Genomic DNA, 19,184 nt, shown 5'->3' with positions numbered 1-19,184 from the left:
CGAAATAATATACTGCTATGTGTATATTATTATGTCCATATGTTTGTTGGACATTAGGTGGTATTTTCCAACATACTCCCTTTATTTTTAAAAATCTTTCAATAACTCTTCGCCAAATAATCTTAGGAAAAATCAAAATATTCCTCAGTTTGTATGGCTGGTAAGGCGTATTAAGCGTAAGGCTGTTACCGCGTGGTGCGCCGCAATAGGCTAGAATGGTTTGTAATTTCCTAGCATATTTAAATCTGGCGGCCGGGCTTGCACATAATTTTTATGTGATGCCCATGTGATACGCAATTGATACGCATGTAATGCAAATCGATGTTTCACTTTGCCGCCCTTGATCAGTCCAAAAGATCCCACTGATGAACGCTCCAGCACAAATTCAAGCTCTACTTTCTGACCTCGCTCCGGGCGCTACGCCTACCCGCGTGCGCGAAATTCCTTATAACTACACGTCCTTTTCAGATCGCGAAATTGTGATCCGCCTGTTGGGCGAAGATGCCTGGGATTTGCTGGACAAGCTGCGTGGTAAGCGCCAAACAGGACGTTCTGCCCGTATGCTCTATGAAGTGCTGGGCGATATCTGGGTGGTGCGCCGCAATCCGTATTTGCAAGACGACATGCTGGACAATCCTAAGCGTCGCCAAGCCCTGATCGATGCGCTAAATCACCGTCTGGCGGAAGTGGAAAAGCGTCGCCTCAGCACGATTAATGATGACGACGGCGAGCGCAGCAACAGCGTAGAAATTTTGGTGCAGGCAGCGCGCAAAGCTGTCGCCCAATTCGCCAAAGAATTCCGCGATACCTACGACTTGCGCAAGCGTTCCAATAAGCTGTTGGCAAAATACACCGCAAAAGACAATATCAAATTTGATGGTTTGTCGCGTGTCTCGCACGTCACCGACGCCACCGACTGGCGCGTGGAATACCCGTTTGTTGTGCTCACGCCAGATACCGAAGATGAGATGGCGGGGCTGGTCAAATGCTGTATCACGCTGGGTCTGACCATCATTCCGCGTGGCGGTGGCACCGGCTATACAGGCGGTGCGATTCCGCTCACGCCATTGTCAGCGGTGATCAATACCGAAAAATTAGAGCAATTAGGCGCGGTCGAAATGACGATGTTGCCTGGTGTTGATCGTGAATACGCCACTATTTATTCCGGTGCCGGCGTCGTGACCAAGCGGGTCTCGGATGCCGCTGACAAAGCTGGTTTTGTATTCGCAGTTGATCCGACCTCGGCAGAAGCCTCCTGCGTAGGCGGCAATGTCGCCATGAATGCAGGCGGTAAAAAAGCGGTTTTATGGGGCACAGCGCTGGATAATCTGGCCTCTTGGAAAATGGTCGACCCCAACGGCGATTGGTTGGAAGTCACGCGACTAGAACACAATCTTGGCAAGATTCACGATGTTGCAGTAGCTAAGTTCAAACTGGAATGGTCGCATCCCGGCGAAAAGACGCCGTTTAAAACCGAGCAATTAGATATCCCTGGTCGCACCTTCCGCAAAGAGGGTTTAGGCAAAGATGTGACCGATAAATTTCTGGCGGGTTTGCCTGGTGTACAAAAAGAAGGCTGCGACGGTCTGATCACGTCGGCGCGCTGGATTTTGCATAAGATGCCTAAATTTACCCGCACCGTTTGTCTGGAGTTTTTCGGTCAGGCACGGGACGCGATTCCGAGTATTGTCGAGATCAAAGATTATCTGGATGGCTTGCCAAAAAAGGGAGGCGAGAATTTCTCGACTCTGCGTCTGGCTGGCTTAGAACATCTGGACGAGCGCTACTTGCGCGCCGTTGGTTACACCACCAAATCCAAACGTGGCGTGTTGCCCAAGATGGCCTTGTTTGGCGATATCGTCGGCGATGATGAAAACGCTGTAGCACAGGCTGCATCCGAAGTAGTACGTATGGCGAACACCCGTGTGGGTGAAGGTTTCGTCGCAGTGAGTCCGGAAGCGCGCAAAAAATTCTGGCTTGATCGCGCCAAAACGGCGGCGATTTCTAAGCATACCAACGCCTTTAAAATCAACGAAGACGTGGTTATTCCACTGGATCGTATGGGCGAATATACCGATGGTATTGAACGCATCAATATTGAATTATCGATCCAGAATAAGTTGGCGATGCTGGAGCAATTGCAGGCGTTTTTCGTCAAAGGTAATCTACCGTTGGGTAAAAGCGAAGATGCCGATGGTGACGATATTTCTGCCAACGAATTACTGGAAGATCGCGTATTACAAGCCAAGAGTTTGCTCGCTGCCACGCACGCACGTTGGACGTATTTATTAACCCAGCTCGACAAACCCTTGCGTGATGCACGGGATGAACTGGTTGCACTGGAACTAGACAAACTCGCCTTCGTCTTTGATGAGCGCCTGCAAGTACAAACTGATGCGACGGTATTTAGTATTGTGCAAGACCGGACGATTCGCGTCTCTTGGAAGCAAGAAATCCGAGCGCATCTGCGTCAGATTTTTAATGGTAGCGCGTTTAAATTGATCTTGGATGAGTGCACCGCGATTCATAAAAAAATCTTGCGCAGCCGTGTCTTCGTTGCTTTGCACATGCATGCGGGCGACGGCAATGTGCATACCAATTTACCTGTTAATTCCGACGATTACGAGATGCTGCAAGTGGCGCATCATGCTGTTGCCCGCATCATGGTGCTGGCGCGTTCGTTGAATGGCGTGATCTCCGGCGAACACGGTATCGGCATCACCAAGCTAGAGTTCTTGACGGAAGATGAGATCAAGGATTTCCGCTCGTACAAATTACGGATCGATCCGGAAGGGCGCTTTAATAAAGGAAAATTGCTGAACCTGCCGGAGTTCGCCGCCGACCTGCGCAATGCGTACACGCCGTCCTTCGGATTGATGGGACACGAGTCGCTGATTATGCAGCAGAGCGATATCGGTGCCATTGCCAATAGCGTAAAAGATTGTCTGCGTTGCGGTAAGTGCAAACCGGTGTGCGCTACCCACGTGCCGCGGGCGAATTTGCTGTACTCACCACGTAACAAAATTCTGGCAACATCCCTGCTGGTCGAAGCCTTTTTGTATGAAGAGCAGACCCGTCGCGGTATCTCGATTAAGCACTGGGAAGAATTTGAAGATGTAGCCGACCATTGCACGGTCTGCCATAAATGTCTGACGCCGTGTCCGGTCGATATCGACTTTGGCGATGTCTCGATGAATATGCGCAATTTACTGCGGAAGATGGACAAAAAATCCTTCAATCCGGGCACAGCATCAGCAATGTTTTTCCTCAACGCGAAAGATCCTGCGACGATTAAAGCTGCCCGTCAGGTGATTTTTGGCTGGGGTGTTGCGGCGCAACGCTTGGGTAATACCGTGCTCAAGCAATTAGCGAAAAAACAGACTAAAGCACCGCCGGCATCCTTGGGCAAGCCTGCGATGAAAGAGCAGGTGATTCACTTTATTAATAAGAAAATGCCAGGCAATTTGCCGAAGAAAACGGCGCGGGCTTTATTGGATATTGAGGACGATAAAATCATCCCGATTATTCGCGACCCCAAAACTACGACGGCAGATACTGAGGCGGTATTTTATTTCCCCGGCTGCGGATCGGAGCGCCTGTTCTCGCAGGTAGGTCTGGCGACCCAGGCGATGTTGTGGAATGTCGGTGTCCAAACTGTATTGCCACCGGGTTATTTGTGTTGCGGTTATCCGCAACGCAGTGCCGGGCAATTCGACAAAGCCGAAAAGATGATCACAGACAACCGCGTCCTTTTCCACCGGATGGCAAACACGCTGAATTACCTCGATATTAAAACTGTGGTGGTTTCTTGTGGCACTTGCTATGACCAACTGGCGACCTACCAGTTTGAAAAAATTTTCCCGGGCTGCCGCATTATCGACATTCATGAATTTTTGTTGGAAAAAGGGATGAAGCTAGAAGGTGTCAATGGCACGCGCTACATGTACCACGACCCTTGCCATACGCCGATGAAGCTACAAGATCCGCTTAAAACCGTGAACGCGCTGATTACGACAATCGATAATGTAAAGATTGAAAAGAACGACCGTTGCTGTGGCGAGGCTGGTACGCTGGCAGTATCGCGGCCGGATATTTCGACGCAAATCCGTTTCCGTAAAGAAGAAGAAATGCTCAAAGGTGCGGATAAATTGCGCGCCGATGGTTTTGCTGGTGATGTGAAAATCCTGACCTCTTGCCCAGCCTGTTTGCAAGGCTTAACCCGCTACGATGAAGACTCGGGCACGACCGCAGACTACATCGTGGTCGAAATGGCCAAACATGTTTTGGGCGAAAACTGGTTGCCAGATTATGTGGCACGCGCCAACAACGGCGGTATAGAACGGGTGTTGGTCTGATGGTGAATTTGACCAGCGAGCTGAAGAATAATTTGATGAGTAAGTTGACCGAAGCGCCAGCATGCGAGTTGTGCGATCCTCAAACTGGGGAGGTGATTTTTGCCAGTCAGCGGTGGCGAGTATTGCTGGTAGATGATGCCAATTACCCGGGTTTTTGTCGCGTGGTGTGGAATGACCATATCAAAGAAATGACGGATTTGCCGGCAGCAGAACGCAATGAAGTGATGGAAGCCGTCTGGCATGTCGAGCGGGCTATCCGTGAGGTAATGCAGCCACATAAAATCAACTTAGCCAGCTTTGGCAATATGGTGCCGCATTTGCATTGGCATATTATTCCGCGTTATACCGACGATTTGCATTTTCCGAATCCGGTATGGGCGCAGGCAAAAGTGACCGCCGATGCGCAGGACGAATCAGCTCTGCTGATCATTAGCGCCAGACAGGCTTTATTGCCCGGATTGAAGGCCGCGATTATTAATCGTTTATCCCAAAACAGCGAAAATTAATCAAGGGTGTAATTAAGAGAGTAATTCAGAATTTCCACCGGAACAACACCAGACAGTTCGCCAAAGGTACAATTGCCGGTATTGCGCGTGGACTTACAGCGATTTAACATATACCCCCCTCATTTTTATAAATATTGCCGTATTGTCCAATGATTATACGGACAATTAAATATACATAGTGGGAGTATTACTTAAAGTGTTGTGCGCCTGGGAATATGGTGTTTGTCTTAAGTGCTCGTTAAGCTGACCGGCAAGTGACTGTCAAATAAGCAAGCAGCACTAATGCCGCGCAATACTTTAATTGCTCAATATCAACCATCAACATAGCAGCCAGCACAGCAGGAACATCATGACAGGCTCCAAACAAAGTATCCCGACACCAATCCCTACGGCATTAAATGTACGTACTCAATCACGCGTGTTGGAGGTTCATTTTGACGATGGCAAAGAATTTACCTTGCCATTTGAATTGCTAAGGGTGTATTCGCCTTCCGCTGAAGTACGCGGCCATGGCGTCGGGCAAGAGACCCTACAAACCGGCAAGCGCGACGTGACGTTGACGGCGCTTGAGCCCGTTGGCAATTACGCGGTACAGCCACATTTCTCCGACACCCACAATAGCGGGATTTTTAGCTGGGATTATCTGTATTGGCTGGGCGAAAACCAGGCATCACTTTGGCTGGACTACATGACCCGATTGCATGTAGCAGGTTATCCAGATGACACTGGCCGCGATGCTCCTATGCAAGACAAGCAAGCAAGTGCCTGCGGTCATCAACATTGAGCTAAAACCGGCAGAGCCCTATAATCCAGATACTTATGCGCACAATCTCTTATCAGCCAATATCATGACCAATACCACTCATTTCGGATACACCACCGTAGAAGAAGATCAAAAAGTACACAAAGTGGCGGAGGTTTTTCACTCAGTTGCCGCTAAGTACGATGTGATGAATGACCTGATGTCGGCGGGCTTGCACCGCGCATGGAAAATTTTTACGATTGCCCAGGCTGGCGTGCGGCCGGGCTTCAAAGTGCTGGACATTGCTGGCGGCACAGGTGATCTCGCCAAAGAGTTTGTCAAGCAAGCGGGCAAGACAGGCGAGGTCTGGCATACCGACATCAATGAGTCCATGTTACGAGTCGGTCGTGATCGCCTCTTGAATAAAGGCTTGATTACCCCAACATCACTTTGTGACGCAGAAAAATTGCCTTTTCCTGATAATTACTTTGATCGCGTGAGTGTGGCATTCGGTTTGCGGAATATGACGCACAAAGATCAGGCATTGGCAGAAATGCAGCGGGTGCTGAAGCCGGGCGGCAAATTGCTGGTGCTGGAATTTTCTAAAGTGCCAGAAGTAATGCAAAAGCCTTACGATCTGTACTCTTTCAAGGTGCTGCCTTGGTTGGGACAAAAGATTGCGAATGATGCTGACAGTTATCGTTATCTGGCCGAATCGATCCGTATGCATCCAGATCAGGAGACTTTGAAGGGCATGATGCAAGACGCTGGTCTGGATCGCGTGCAGTATTTTAATTTAACGGCAGGTGTGGCCGCTCTCCACACTGGTATCAAACTCTAGGAGTTGCAGGTATGAACAAGATTTTTAATAAAGCAGTCGTTTCCATCATGCTGGTTGCAGGTGCACTGGCAATGACCGTATCTGACGCAGATGCTAAGCGTTTGGGCGGCGGCGGATCGATTGGACGTCAGTCCAGTAATGTGTCGCGCCAGGCTGCGCCACCAGCTAATAATCCAGGCAGTAATTTGAATCAAACTAAACCGGCTGCACCAGCCGCAGCGCCAGCGCCGGGCGCAGTTCCGCCAAAGCCAGCTAGTCCTTGGAAAGGGATTGTAGGCGGCTTGATTGGTGGCGCCTTGTTGGGTGCGATGTTCTCGCATTTTGGTCTGGGCGGTGCTTTAGGTGGCGCATTAGGTTCCATCCTGACAATCGCTTTATTGGCTTTTGCAGTGATATTTATTATCAGAATGTTCCGCCGCAACAGTGGAAATAGTGGCAATGTTAGTAACAACAGCGCAGTGCCATCGGCGTTTTCGCAGCCATCTTATGCAGGAGTCCCTTCTAACACACCAGAAATCGGCTCCCGTATTGAACCTGCTACGCAAACAAGTTCCTTTAACAGTTCCGCGGCAGCACCTGCGACCGCTGCACCTTGGGGCGTTCCGGCAGATTTTGATGTGCCAGCATTTTTGCGTAACTCAAAAACCTACTTTATCCGTCTGCAAGCGGCATGGGATAAAGCCGATATCAGCGATATCCGCGAATTCACCTCTACTGAGATGTATGCAGAAATCAAACTGCAAATCCAGGAACGTGGCGCTAGCCCGAATGTGACCGATGTGGTGTCGATCGATGCCGAGTTAATGGGTCTGGAAACGGTGGGCAATGATTACCTCGCCAGCGTCAAGTTTAGCGGCATGATCAAAGAGGCAGCTAATGCGCCGGCAGAAGCGTTTAATGAAGTCTGGAACTTGTCTAAACCTATAAACGGTCAAGGCGGTTGGGTATTGGCCGGTATTCAGCAGCTTTGATTCAACAACTTTGATTCAGCAACTTTGATATCGCTTTAAGTAGATCAATCTCAAACCTCCCGGCAGGGATAAACTGTTAAACTGGAAACCGCCCATCAACCATGGGCGGTTTTTTTATTTGATCATGACATATACGCTTCCTATCGTTCTCTTCATCAATCATTTGCTGGCACAGGAAAACTGGGCTAAGAGCAAGCTATTACCTCACGCGGGAAAAATTGCCTGCGTCGATTTGCAGGCATTTACAATCCGCCTAAAAATAACTTCTGATGGCATGGTGGAGTCCCTCGCACCTGATCCGGTCGAGCTTAAAGCTGACGCTGATGTTGCTAGTCAGGCTGAGCGCAACAACGTCACCATCCGTCTTCAGCTCAGCGATCTGCCTTTGATCGCCCAAAATCGTGAGCGCGCTTTTTCTTATGTCAAGATAGAAGGCGATGCCGACTTTGCTAATACGATTTCTCATCTAAGTCAGCATTTGCGCTGGGAGGCAGAAGATGATCTGAGCAAATTGTTTGGAGATATCGCCGCGGTCCGCATGGTATCTGGCGCACGCAGTCTGATGCAGACTGCTAAAGAGACGCATCAAAAAATCCAGGAAAATCTTGCCGAGTATTTTCTCGAAGAAAACCCGATGTTAGTCCGTCCAGCGGCAGTTACCGCGATGGGGACAGAAATCAATAAGTTACGTGATGATGCAGAACGTCTCATCAAGCGCTTAGAAAAATTAGAAAGGTTGCGTTGATGCTGTTTAAGTTTTTGCGTCTCTTCAAAATCATCCGTATCGCAATTCGCTATGGGATTGATGAAATTGCGATTTCAGGTTTGTCCGTGCCGCGCACTGCCAGAGCGATTAATGCCTTACTTTTTTGGCGTGATTTGTCTGCACCGCGCGGCGAACGCTTGCGTAAAGCACTAGAAGACTTAGGGCCGATTTTCGTCAAATTTGGTCAGGTGTTATCGACCCGCCGTGATCTGATGCCACCAGATATTGCAGACGAACTCGCCAAATTGCAAGATCGCGTACCGTCGTTTGACCCTGATCTGGCAATTGCGCAAATCGTCAAGTCTCTGGGTGCGCATCCTGATCAATTGTTTGCCAGTTTTGACCGGATTCCTGTGGCTTCTGCCTCCATCGCTCAGGTGCATTTCGCGACACTCAAAGACGGGCGAGAAGCTGCCGTCAAAGTGCTGCGCCCTGGCATGAAGGACACTATCGATAAAGACGTCGCGCTGATGCAAATTGCTGCAGGCTGGCTAGAAAAACTCTGGGCCGACGGCAAGCGCCTCAAGCCACGCGAGGTCGTAGCTGAGTTTGATAAATACTTGCATGATGAATTGGATTTGATGCGGGAAGCCGCAAACGGTAGTCAGCTACGGCGCAATTTTGCTGACTCCGATTTACTGCTGGTGCCTGAAATGTACTGGGATTATTGTTCTTCCTCCGTGATCGTGATGGAGCGCATGAAGGGTATTCCGATTTCTCAATTAGATAAGCTAATTGAGGCCGGCGTCGATATGTCCAAGCTGTCGCGAGATGGTGTCACCATCTTCTTCACTCAGATTTTCCGGGATGGTTTTTTCCATGCCGATATGCATCCGGGCAATATTTTAGTCTCCACCGAGCCAGCGACTTTTGGGCGTTATATTGCACTCGATTTTGGTATCGTCGGCACGCTCAATGATTTTGATAAAGATTATTTGTCGCAGAATTTTTTGGCTTTCTTCCGTCGAGATTACAAACGGGTTGCAGAGGCACATATCGAATCTGGTTGGGCACCTAAAGAAACCCGTGTCGATGAATTGGAAGCAGCGGTACGTGCTTGTTGCGAGCCGATTTTTGATCGGCCATTGAAAGATATTTCGTTTGGTCAGGTCTTGTTGCGCTTGTTCCAAACTTCTCGCCGCTTTAATGTAGAAGTACAGCCGCAATTAGTTTTGCTGCAAAAAACTTTGCTGAATATTGAAGGTCTGGGCAGGCAGCTTGATCCCCATCTGGATCTGTGGAAAACCGCCAAACCCTATTTGGAACGCTGGATGAGTGATCAGATCGGCTGGCGCGGTTTGTTAGAAAAGTTTAAAGCAGAGGCACCACGTTACAGCCATATTTTCCCGCAATTGCCACGACTTGCACATCAGGCGCTGACGCGAGCAGGTACACAAGGTGAGAATAGCGAACTACTTGCCGCACTGCTGCTAGAGCAACGGAGTACTAATAAATTATTGCGTACTATTATTTACTTTGGTGGTGGTGCCATTGCAGGTGCATTATTAGCGCAATTAGTTTTACATTTGCTATACCTCTAAGCTTATTACAATGCAAAACTTCTCCAGTAAAGATTCTGCCGAGACGCATTTTTGGGATGAGCGTTTTGAAACCGCATTCACTCCTTGGGATAAAGGCGGCGTCCCTCAAGCCTTGCAAGATTTTGTCCGGGCTGCAGAGGCGCCATTGGTTACCTTGATCCCGGGTTGTGGTAATGGCTATGAAGCCGCTTTTTTTGCGCAAGCCAATTGGGATGTCACCGCGATTGATTTCTCTCCCGTCGCTGTGCGAAGTGCGCAGGCAGCTATCGGGGTCTGGAGCAAACATGTGCTTGAGGCTGACTTTTTCCAATTTAATCCAGCATGTCCGTTGCAGCTGATTTATGAGCGCGCGTTCTTTTGTGCTTTACCTCCGCGGTTACGCAAAGATATTGTGCAACGTTGGGCTAGTTTATTGGCAGAGGGCGGCTTACTGGCAGGCTACTTCTTTTTTGAAGATGTGCCGAACGTAACATCAGCAACGTCAGTAACATCAGCCGCTAAAGCCGCAACACCGAGCGCATTACAGGATACAAAACCTAAAGGCCCACCGTTTAGTATCCAGCGCCAGGCTTGGCAAGAGCTGATATCGCCCTATTTTTCGTTGGTGGAAGATTGTGATGTCAGCGATTCTATTGATGTATTTAAAGGGAAAGAGCGCTGGCAAATCTGGCGGCGGCTACCCGTTTCTGTCACTTGATAATCCGTCTGCAAAGTCTTGCCAGCGACGCGTCAGTATTAACCTGCGTGCTGTAAATACAATTACCTGAATTATCATGAATTTTTTTAAACCTCGCTCTCCTTTAGCGCATTTATCCGGCATTCCATTGAACGCTAATGCAGTCACTACTTTGCATAGCGCGCTGGAGTTTCGCTTGGAGTTGCTTAAACAAATTGCCTCCGCAAAACAGCGCATTTATCTCTGCAGTTTATATCTGCAAAATGACGAGGCTGGTAGCGAGCTTGTAGAAGCATTACATAAAGCAAAAGCAGCTCGCCCTGCACTTGATATTGCGGTGCTGGTTGATTGGCATAGAGCGCAGCGCGGGCTGATCGGTGAGGCTAAAAAAATAGGTGAGCAGGCGGGTAACGCTGGTTGGTATCAAAAAATTGCATCAGCACATACGACACATGTCCCCATTTATGGTGTCCCGATTCAGACCAGAGAATTATTCGGTGTCTTACATCTAAAGGGTTTCGTCATTGACGATAGCGTCATCTACAGCGGCGCTAGTTTGAATAATGTTTACCTGCATAAATTTGATAAATATCGACATGATCGCTATCTGATTTTGCAAAGTACCGCGCTGGCGAATTGTATGCAGTTGTTTATTCGAGAACATCTATTATCTGCTTCTGCGGTACATCGGCTGGATATCGCAGAGATTCCGACAACGCAAAGCATTCGTAGTGATATTCGTAGTTTTCGTGAAAAACTCAAACAAGCGCGTTACAGCATTAGTTCGCAGGACCATAGCCAGACAGAGGGAAGTGAATCAACAAGCTTGAGCGTGACGCCTTTAGTTGGCGTTGGTAAAAATAATCCACTCAATAAAGTGATCTGCCAGTTGCTCGCTGCAAGCAAGCATCAGATTACAATTTGTACTCCTTATTTCAATTTTCCTTTAGCGGTCACCAGAGAAATCAATCGTGCCTTAAAACGAGGCGTTAAGATTGATATTATCGTTGGCGATAAAACTGCGAATGATTTTTTTATTCCGCCAGATCAGGCGTTTAAAATCATTGCTGCTTTACCTTATCTGTACGAGACTAATTTGCGTCGTTTTGCAAAGTCACATCAGACGGCCCTGAATAACCGGCAACTTAATTTGCATTTATGGAAAGACGGCGACAATACCTATCATCTGAAAGGTGTCTGGATTGATCAGAATTACACCCTGATGACAGGCAACAACCTCAACCCCAGAGCGTTTCGCCTGGATCTGGAAAATGCTTTACTGATCCATGATCCGCAACATGAATTAGCCAAACAAAGAGAAGCTGAGCTGCAGAGTATTTTTTTGCACACTATGTCAATCGACCATTACCGCTCACTAGAAAAAACCAGCATGTACCCGGTTGAAGTGCGTAAATTATTAAGCCGGTTGAGCAGAACCAGGCTAGACCGTCTGGCTTATCGGGTGCTTTAATCTGTGTTTCCAATCTAGATTTTCTATTAAATCTCCTATCACCTCGTAGCAACGCAGACGGCATTTGTTGTTTAAATGGAAAATCTGCTTTAAGCAAAATTTGCTTTTTGATCGAGGCTTGTTAAAGCCTTGCCTGTAAGGCAAAAGACAAACTCAGCTTTTTATAGAGAAGTTGATATGACGTTTATTTGACACACTTTGTCTTATGTAGCCAAGTCTTGCGCCTCTCTTAGACTTCAAAAGTTCACAATCTTTATCTCTGTGTATGAGTTGGGGGAGAGATTTCAAGCAAAAACACGTCACTTGTCGTGTTACCATGTTTTGAACTATTTAAAGTATCTAACTCATTCTATTCATGTTATTCGGACGCAAAAAAAATCCATTTTCTAATACAGATAATTTTCCATTAATGGATTCTGTTATAGATTTTGACGAAACCTTGCCTTCGATCGAATCTACAGGACGTCGTCAAAACGATACGTCAAAGACGCCAGTCAAACGTACTACCCGTCAAAAATGGCTGATCGCCAGTCTTATGATTGCCTTTTACTTTGCAGGAGTCTTGGTGTTTTATAGCCTGGGCATGGTACAAAAGTCTACTGTAGTTGTCCTGACGGGCCTGATTGCGATTTTCCTCGCTAGCTTTTACTTTATTTTCCGCTCGGGAATTCATCTTAATTTTCGTGAGAAACGATTAAAGCTTCCGATCGTGACGACCGCTTTGGCATCAATGTTAGTGATCTGTTACCTTGATCCAGCAACCCATATTCTTTTTACCCCGTTCACTTTTATTGCGATTGCTTACGGCATGTATCGCATCTCTAACAAAGAAGTGATGATCTTGGCGACAGCAGTCTTGCTCGGTTTTGCTTTGGTAATGTTTTTGCATTATCACAATTGGCATAATCTTGCTCTTCTAAAGCTGGAATTCATGCACTTGGTTACCTTGGTAGTTTCTTTGCCAGCGTATGTTTTTTTAACCGGGAAAGTGCAGTTGCTGCATCGGGTATTGCACCGTGCTAGCCGTAAAATAAAAAATATTGAGGAGGATGCTCAAAGGGATAATCTTGTCGGTTGTTTTAATCGGCGTTATACCGTTGCGGCACTAGAAGAGCAAAAGCAATTATCGGATGAAAACAATACGCCATTTTGCTTGGCGGTCATCGATCTAGATCACTTTAAACGGATTAACGACGAGCTCGGTCATCTTGGCGGTGATGAGGTACTACGTACTTTTTCACAGATAGCGCAAGAGAATATCCGCACCGGAGACATCTTTGGTCGTTACGGTGGCGAGGAATTTTTGCTGATTTTTCCAACTACGCCATTGTTACCTGCATTGAATACGTCTGAGCGGATTCGCTCCCAAGTAGAAGTGTATTCCTGGGATGAGGCTCTGCAGCGTCGTGTTTCCGTCTCTATCGGCGTGACACAATATATTCCGGGAGAATCGGTACTGGAATTGTTCTCCAGAGCAGACACAGCGATGTATATGGCAAAACAGGGCGGTCGCAATCAGGTTGTTGTCGAAGAGCCTGTGGCTCGCTAGAGCAGCTTATTTTTCAGTTGCCACGCAGATACACTCAATCGTCCTCAGTTATTTAAAGGGCGCTCTAAAAATCATGATCTGGTAAAAAAGGTCGTGATCATTTCAAACCTTACCGCTCCAAAATACCGATAAGTTGCTGCATCGATGTCAGCAAACTCTGCCTGGCGCCAGAGTTTATTTACCTCACGGTAAAAGTTTTTGGAAATCTCCCAAATTTAACCTCCAATGTTTATAAGCCTTTCCGGGGTATATTGGCCCGGGAGGCGCAGATTGTATGGACAAAGAAATTTGGGTTTTCAGTCAAGTCTATGATTATCTTGATCTGCAAAGCAAGCTTAGTAAGCTAGCCCAGAGCACATATTGCTCTGGATAGATAAAAAATTACCAGCAACAATTAAGTTACAAACTCCCTTTGTTTTTATGCACATCTGGGTTAAACCTCTTGTAACTTGCCGTTATAATTCTCCCAGTAAATTTTCAAGCCATTTTTATTGACACTTTTTCGTGTCTTTTGACATCTTATTCGCTCGCACATTCATGAATACTCTTATCTGGTTTGTCATTCTGTACTGGATTATCTCAATCGGTATCGGTTTATACGCCGCCCGCTACGTGAATAACTCCAAAGACTATGCAGTGGCTGGCCGTGCACTGCCTATGTACATCGTCACCGCGACTGTATTTGCGACCTGGTTTGGGTCAGAAACGGTGCTGGGGATTTCTTCCACTTTTGTGAAAGATGGTCTGAGGGGAGTCGTCGCCGATCCTTTTGGCTCATCGCTGTGTTTGATTTTTGTCGGGCTGTTTTTTGCTCGTCCGTTATACCGTATGAACTTACTGACGATCGGCGACTACTACCGCAATAAGTTTGGCCGCACGGTAGAAGTCCTGGTCACCTTATGTATCGTGGTGTCGTATCTCGGTTGGGTTGCCGCGCAAATTAAGGCATTGGGTCTGGTATTTAACGTGGTGTCGGGTGGTGCAATTTCTATGGATCTGGGCATGATGATCGGCGCTGCCAGTGTGCTGATTTATACCTTGATGGGCGGTATGTGGTCGGTAGCAATTACTGATTTTTTACAGATGATTATTATCGTGATTGGCATGTTGTACATAGGCTGGGAAGTCTCTGGCATGGTCGGTGGCGCAGGTAATGTGATTGCGCATGCCGCGAATGCCGGCAAGCTGGAATTTTGGCCTGCACCCAATGCCAAAGATGCCCTTTGGTTCTTTGCTGCATGGATCACGATGATGTTGGGATCTATTCCACAGCAGGACGTGTTTCAACGGGTAGCCTCGTCTAAAAATGAAAAAATCGCTGGTAACGCCTCTGTTCTGGGCGGCGTATTGTATTTTTGCTTTGCCTTCATTCCTATGTTCTTAGCCTATTCTGCCACCATGATCGATCCAAAAATGGTCGAAAGCTTGATCGACAAGGATTCACAACTGATTTTACCGACGCTGATCATGACCAAAGTGCCAATGCTGGCGCAAGTGATGTTCTTCGGCGCTTTGCTATCTGCAATTAAGAGCTGTGCCAGCGCTACCTTGCTGGCACCTTCAGTCACTTTCTCTGAAAATATTTTGAAGGCATTTTTCCCCAAGCAAACGGATAAGCAATTCCTTTTTATGATGCGCTCCGTCGTGTTGGTGTTCACGCTGATAGTGACGCTGTTTGCAATGAACACAGGTTCTAGCATCTATAAAATGGTTGAAAATGCTTATAAAGTGACTTTGGTCGCTGCCTTTGTGCCGCTTGCTTTTGGTTTGTATTGGAAGCGTGCTACCACCCAAGGTGCTTTAGCATCGATAGTGCTGGGTTTGACTTCATGGATATTTTTGGAAATTCAAAGTCCTGAGGGTTTATGGCCTCCGCAACTGGTCGGTGTTGTGGTCAGCATGGTCAGTATGATTGTTGGTTCTTTGTTACCGCAATTCACTCCAAGGCAAGCTGCAGTCTGAGGTTGGTCTGACCTCGGCCTGGATTCTTGGTGAATAACTTGTATGACTTACGCAAAACCTCCCCAAAGCGTTGTAGCTCCGGGGCTTAGTAACTTAGGTATGTAGTACAGTCTTCGTCGCTACGCCTTGCTGAGACAATTTTGTGCAAGTCCTAAATTGCTCAATTAGATCGGCATTGAGGCCGGGAAAACCTTTATAATTCAGGGTTTTACAAGTTTTCTGGATGAACGAAGATGCCTATCTATGCTTATCGCTGTGAAGAGTGTGGTTTTGCCAAGGATGTATTGCAGAAAATGTCTGACGATCCTCTGAGCAATTGCCCCTCTTGTGGCAAATCAAGTTTTAAAAAGCAGGTAACGGCTGCTGGTTTTCAGCTTAAGGGTTCTGGCTGGTATGTGACGGATTTTCGTGGCGGTTCTGGTGGAGCAACTGCGCCAGTGGCAAATTCCGAGTCGGATGCGCCTTCTTCCGCTAGTGCGGAGTCTGGCAAGGGCAGCGGAACCGATGCAACTAGTGTTACGGCGAGTACTACTAGTGCAAATAGTCCAACCAGTGCCAGCAATCTGACTTCTGCTACGCCTACTAGCACATCCTGATTGCGATAAACCTCCGTGCTGGACGAAACTACTGGACGAAAACATCTGATTCAGTCACGACCTTAAATTGACCTTAATTCCATTGGCTGTTAGACAAATAAATGCGTAAATACTTTATTACAGGCTTACTGATATTGGTGCCTTTAGCCATTACCTTATGGGTATTGCATGCCATTATCAGCACAATGGATCAGTCATTGCTCCTGTTACCTGAGCAGTGGCGGCCAGAAGCACTGTTTGGTTTTAAAATTCCGGGCCTAGGTACTATCCTGACGTTGCTAATTATTTTCGTCACGGGTTTGCTGACACAAAATTTTATTGGCAATTATGTGGTCAAGATTTGGGAGGGCTTGCTAAACCGCATTCCTATCGTCAATTCGATTTACTCCAGTGTTAAGCAGGTTTCGGATACTTTATTTTCGTCTTCCGGTAACGCTTTTCGTAAGGCCGTGTTGGTACAGTACCCACGTCAAGGATCGTGGACTATCGGTTTTCTCACTGGAGTTCCAGGCGGGGATGTCGTTCAGTATCTGGATGGCGATTACGTTAGTATTTACGTGCCGACTACGCCAAATCCAACATCAGGATTTTTTCTGATGGTACCAAAAGCAGATGCAATCGAATTAGATATGAGTGTTGATGCCGCCCTAAAATATATTGTATCAATGGGCGTAGTCGCTCCCGATCAACTGCCAGTTGAAAAAAAATAAAGGCAATATTGCTGGGTTTTTAGCGCTTGATTTCATATCAAGATAAAAATCATAGAGTCATTGGGTATCAAAAATTAACGTAATTTTGTATAAATTTAAAACAGACAGGTAAGAAAATATGTCCATGCGTACTCACTATTGCGGCCTCACCACTGAGGAATTACTCGGCCAAACCGTTAGCCTGTGCGGCTGGGTGCATCGTCGCCGTGATCACGGCGGTGTTATTTTTATCGATTTACGTGACCGCGAAGGTCTGGTGCAAGTTGTCTGCGATCCTGATCGCGCCGACGTATTTAAAGCCGCAGAATCAGTCCGTAACGAGTTCTGTCTGCGCATCACTGGCGTAGTCCGTAGCCGTCCCGACGGTACCGTTAATGCTAATTTGAAATCCGGCAAAATCGAAGTGCTGGCACACAATGTTGAAGTGCTCAATCCTTCGGTTACACCACCGTTCCAGCTCGACGACGACAATTTATCTGAAACAACTCGCCTGACACATCGCGTCTTGGATCTGCGTCGCCCGCAAATGCAAAACAATTTGCGTCTGCGTTATAAAGTGACGATGGAAGTGCGTAAGTTCCTAGATGCGAATGGTTTCATCGATATCGAAACGCCGATGTTGACCAAATCTACGCCAGAGGGCGCACGCGATTATTTGGTGCCATCTCGTGTCAACGCCGGTAGTTTCTTTGCGTTGCCGCAGTCACCGCAATTGTTCAAGCAGTTGCTGATGGTCGCCAACTTTGATCGCTATTACCAAATTACCAAATGCTTCCGCGATGAAGATTTGCGTGCTGATCGTCAACCAGAATTTACCCAGATCGATTGCGAAACCTCGTTCATGAATGAACAAGAAATCCGCGATATGTTTGAGGGCATGATACGTCTGGTATTCAAAAACACGCTAGATATCGATTTACCAAATCCTTTCCCGGTAATGGATTTTGCTGAAGCGATGGGGCTATACGGTTCTGACAAACCAGATATGCGCGTTAAGCTGCAATTCACCGATTTGACGGCAGTAATGAAGGACGTTGATTTTAAAGTCTTCTCTGGCGCAGCAAATATGGATGGCGGTCGCGTAGTCGGCTTGCGCGTACCGGGCGGCTCTAACATGCCACGTTCCGAGATCGATGCTTACACGCAGTTCGTCGCGATCTATGGTGCTAAAGGTCTGGCTTACATCAAAGTGAATGAAAAAGCCAAAGGCCGTGATGGTTTGCAGTCTCCAATCGTTAAAAATATCCATGATGCAGCGATCGCACAGATTTTAGAATTGACTGGCGCTCAAGATGGCGATCTGATTTTCTTCGGAGCGGACAAAGCTAAAGTGGTGAATGATGCGATCGGTGCTTTGCGCGTCAAAATCGGTCATAGTGAATTTGGTAAAGCTAACGGCTTGTTTGAAAACGTCTGGAAGCCATTGTGGGTCATCGACTTCCCTATGTTTGAGCATGATGAAGAAAATGATCGTTGGACTGCGACGCACCATCCTTTCACTGCACCAAAAGACGGTCATGAAGATTTTATGGAAACTGATCCGGGCAAGTGCATCGCCAAAGCCTACGATATGGTCTTGAATGGCTGGGAATTGGGCGGCGGTTCTGTCCGCATCCATCGCGCTGATGTACAAAGCAAAGTATTCCGTGCATTGAAGATTGACGACGCAGAAGCGCAACTCAAGTTTGGTTTCTTGCTAGATGCCTTGCAATACGGCGCGCCTCCGCATGGTGGCCTGGCGTTTGGTCTGGATCGTATTGTGACGATGATGACGGGTGCAGAATCTATCCGTGACGTGATCGCTTTCCCTAAGACACAACGTGCGCAATGTTTGTTGACGCAAGCACCGTCTGCTGTAGATGAAAAGCAATTAAAAGAATTGCATATCCGTTTGCGTACCGCTGAACCGGTAATCAAGGCATAAGTAGCGATCATCAACGGTGGTAATCAACAGTGTTGATCAGCAAACAAGCCATCCATAAGGCATAATTAGGGCGCGGTATTCCGCGCCTTTTTTTATTGGATAACATGGTTAAAATTCCTGAATCTGTACTGGTCATTATTTACACCAAAGACTTAGATGTTTTGCTAATCGAACGTGCCGACCAGCCCGATTTTTGGCAGTCGGTTACTGGTTCTAAAGATAGTCTGGATGAACCCTTATTACTCACTGCACAGCGAGAAGTGATGGAGGAAACCGGGATCGACTCCAGTGCGGCTGGTATCGTACTGAGTGACTGGAGGATTTCTAATATTTATGAAATTTACCCGATTTGGCGACATCGTTATGCTCCCGGTGTGACGCAAAACACCGAGCATGTATTTGGTCTGTGTGTGCCACGAAATATCCCAATTCAGCTAGCACCGCGCGAGCATGTGCAATACTGTTGGTTGCCATACCGTGAGGCCGCGGATCGTTGCTTTTCTTCCTCCAATGCGGAAGCGATTTTGCAGTTACCTGCAATGCACGCGCTCGTATGATTGTCCTTTACTACTTT

Annotated in this window: 15 protein-coding genes; all 15 read left to right on the top strand. The window is 47.3% G+C overall.

What is annotated here, in order from left to right:
* Window positions 1–365: 365 nt before the first annotated feature.
* On the top strand, window positions 366–4,355 hold the full coding sequence (locus AAKU61_RS03260) for a DUF3683 domain-containing protein (protein ID WP_354329630.1): 3,990 nt from the start codon (window positions 366–368) through the stop codon (window positions 4,353–4,355).
* A 35-nt stretch (window positions 4,356–4,390) separates the two neighbouring features.
* On the top strand, window positions 4,391–4,861 hold the full coding sequence (locus tag AAKU61_RS03255; RefSeq protein ID WP_354329628.1) for an HIT family protein: 471 nt from the start codon (window positions 4,391–4,393) through the stop codon (window positions 4,859–4,861).
* 349 nt (window positions 4,862–5,210) lie between these two features.
* Window positions 5,211–5,645 (top strand): gamma-butyrobetaine hydroxylase family protein, encoded by a 435-nt coding sequence (locus AAKU61_RS03250; protein WP_322121197.1) that lies wholly within the window; start codon window positions 5,211–5,213, stop codon window positions 5,643–5,645.
* Window positions 5,646–5,709: 64 nt separating this feature from the next.
* On the top strand, window positions 5,710–6,444 hold the full coding sequence (gene ubiE, locus AAKU61_RS03245) for a bifunctional demethylmenaquinone methyltransferase/2-methoxy-6-polyprenyl-1,4-benzoquinol methylase UbiE (RefSeq protein ID WP_354329626.1): 735 nt from the start codon (window positions 5,710–5,712) through the stop codon (window positions 6,442–6,444).
* An 11-nt stretch (window positions 6,445–6,455) separates the two neighbouring features.
* Window positions 6,456–7,415 carry a Tim44 domain-containing protein gene (locus AAKU61_RS03240; RefSeq protein ID WP_354329624.1) on the top strand — a complete coding sequence of 320 codons (960 nt, stop codon included), beginning with the start codon at window positions 6,456–6,458 and terminating at the stop codon, window positions 7,413–7,415.
* 124 nt (window positions 7,416–7,539) lie between these two features.
* On the top strand, window positions 7,540–8,160 hold the full coding sequence (locus AAKU61_RS03235) for a ubiquinone biosynthesis accessory factor UbiJ (protein ID WP_354329622.1): 621 nt from the start codon (window positions 7,540–7,542) through the stop codon (window positions 8,158–8,160).
* Entirely contained in the window at window positions 8,160–9,722 is a 1,563-nt protein-coding gene (gene ubiB / locus AAKU61_RS03230) for a ubiquinone biosynthesis regulatory protein kinase UbiB (protein WP_354329620.1), read from the top strand. Before AAKU61_RS03235 ends, ubiB begins: the two co-directional genes overlap by 1 nt.
* Window positions 9,723–9,732: 10 nt before the next feature.
* Complete coding sequence (locus AAKU61_RS03225; RefSeq protein WP_354329618.1) at window positions 9,733–10,419, top strand: methyltransferase domain-containing protein; 687 nt, start codon at window positions 9,733–9,735, stop codon at window positions 10,417–10,419.
* Window positions 10,420–10,495: 76 nt separating this feature from the next.
* Entirely contained in the window at window positions 10,496–11,869 is a 1,374-nt protein-coding gene (gene pssA, locus AAKU61_RS03220) for a CDP-diacylglycerol--serine O-phosphatidyltransferase (protein ID WP_354329616.1), read from the top strand.
* A gap of 409 nt (window positions 11,870–12,278) precedes the next feature.
* Window positions 12,279–13,418: a GGDEF domain-containing protein gene (locus tag AAKU61_RS03215; protein ID WP_354329614.1), complete on the top strand. Its 1,140-nt coding sequence runs from the start codon at window positions 12,279–12,281 to the stop codon at window positions 13,416–13,418.
* A gap of 537 nt (window positions 13,419–13,955) precedes the next feature.
* Window positions 13,956–15,380, top strand: a complete 1,425-nt coding sequence (locus AAKU61_RS03210; RefSeq protein ID WP_354329612.1) for a high affinity choline transporter 1 — start codon at window positions 13,956–13,958, stop codon at window positions 15,378–15,380.
* A 233-nt stretch (window positions 15,381–15,613) separates the two neighbouring features.
* A complete protein-coding gene (locus AAKU61_RS03205) occupies window positions 15,614–15,976 on the top strand; it encodes an FmdB family zinc ribbon protein (protein WP_354329610.1) in 363 nt (120 codons plus the stop codon).
* 101 nt (window positions 15,977–16,077) lie between these two features.
* Window positions 16,078–16,686, top strand: coding sequence for a DUF502 domain-containing protein (locus AAKU61_RS03200; protein WP_322121207.1), 609 nt, complete (start codon window positions 16,078–16,080; stop codon window positions 16,684–16,686).
* 118 nt (window positions 16,687–16,804) lie between these two features.
* The gene (gene aspS, locus AAKU61_RS03195; RefSeq protein WP_354329608.1) at window positions 16,805–18,610 is read left to right on the top strand and encodes an aspartate--tRNA ligase; all 1,806 of its coding nucleotides are present in this window, start codon (window positions 16,805–16,807) and stop codon (window positions 18,608–18,610) included.
* 104 nt (window positions 18,611–18,714) lie between these two features.
* Complete coding sequence (gene nudB / locus AAKU61_RS03190; RefSeq protein WP_354329606.1) at window positions 18,715–19,167, top strand: dihydroneopterin triphosphate diphosphatase; 453 nt, start codon at window positions 18,715–18,717, stop codon at window positions 19,165–19,167.
* The last annotated feature ends 17 nt before the right edge of the window (window positions 19,168–19,184 follow it).

This window comes from Undibacterium sp. GrIS 1.2, assembly GCF_040544435.1.
Taxonomy (GTDB): domain Bacteria; phylum Pseudomonadota; class Gammaproteobacteria; order Burkholderiales; family Burkholderiaceae_D; genus Undibacterium.
Note: the sequence above shows the minus strand (reverse complement) of the source record. Positions and strands in the feature narration are given on the sequence as shown.

Excerpts from the sequence above, each read along its gene's own strand:
- pssA (WP_354329616.1), top strand. The coding sequence starts at position 10,496 with ATGAATTTTTTTAAACCTCGCTCTCCTTTAGCGCATTTATCCGGCATT.
- ubiB (WP_354329620.1), top strand. The coding sequence starts at position 8,160 with ATGCTGTTTAAGTTTTTGCGTCTCTTCAAAATCATCCGTATCGCAATT.
- AAKU61_RS03210 (WP_354329612.1), top strand. The coding sequence starts at position 13,956 with ATGAATACTCTTATCTGGTTTGTCATTCTGTACTGGATTATCTCAATC.
- AAKU61_RS03250 (WP_322121197.1), top strand. The coding sequence starts at position 5,211 with ATGACAGGCTCCAAACAAAGTATCCCGACACCAATCCCTACGGCATTA.
- AAKU61_RS03255 (WP_354329628.1), top strand. The coding sequence starts at position 4,391 with ATGAGTAAGTTGACCGAAGCGCCAGCATGCGAGTTGTGCGATCCTCAA.
- AAKU61_RS03205 (WP_354329610.1), top strand. The coding sequence starts at position 15,614 with ATGCCTATCTATGCTTATCGCTGTGAAGAGTGTGGTTTTGCCAAGGAT.
- AAKU61_RS03235 (WP_354329622.1), top strand. The coding sequence starts at position 7,540 with ATGACATATACGCTTCCTATCGTTCTCTTCATCAATCATTTGCTGGCA.
- AAKU61_RS03240 (WP_354329624.1), top strand. The coding sequence starts at position 6,456 with ATGAACAAGATTTTTAATAAAGCAGTCGTTTCCATCATGCTGGTTGCA.
- ubiE (WP_354329626.1), top strand. The coding sequence starts at position 5,710 with ATGACCAATACCACTCATTTCGGATACACCACCGTAGAAGAAGATCAA.
- AAKU61_RS03215 (WP_354329614.1), top strand. The coding sequence starts at position 12,279 with ATGGATTCTGTTATAGATTTTGACGAAACCTTGCCTTCGATCGAATCT.
- AAKU61_RS03200 (WP_322121207.1), top strand. The coding sequence starts at position 16,078 with ATGCGTAAATACTTTATTACAGGCTTACTGATATTGGTGCCTTTAGCC.
- nudB (WP_354329606.1), top strand. The coding sequence starts at position 18,715 with ATGGTTAAAATTCCTGAATCTGTACTGGTCATTATTTACACCAAAGAC.
- AAKU61_RS03260 (WP_354329630.1), top strand. The coding sequence starts at position 366 with ATGAACGCTCCAGCACAAATTCAAGCTCTACTTTCTGACCTCGCTCCG.
- aspS (WP_354329608.1), top strand. The coding sequence starts at position 16,805 with ATGTCCATGCGTACTCACTATTGCGGCCTCACCACTGAGGAATTACTC.
- AAKU61_RS03225 (WP_354329618.1), top strand. The coding sequence starts at position 9,733 with ATGCAAAACTTCTCCAGTAAAGATTCTGCCGAGACGCATTTTTGGGAT.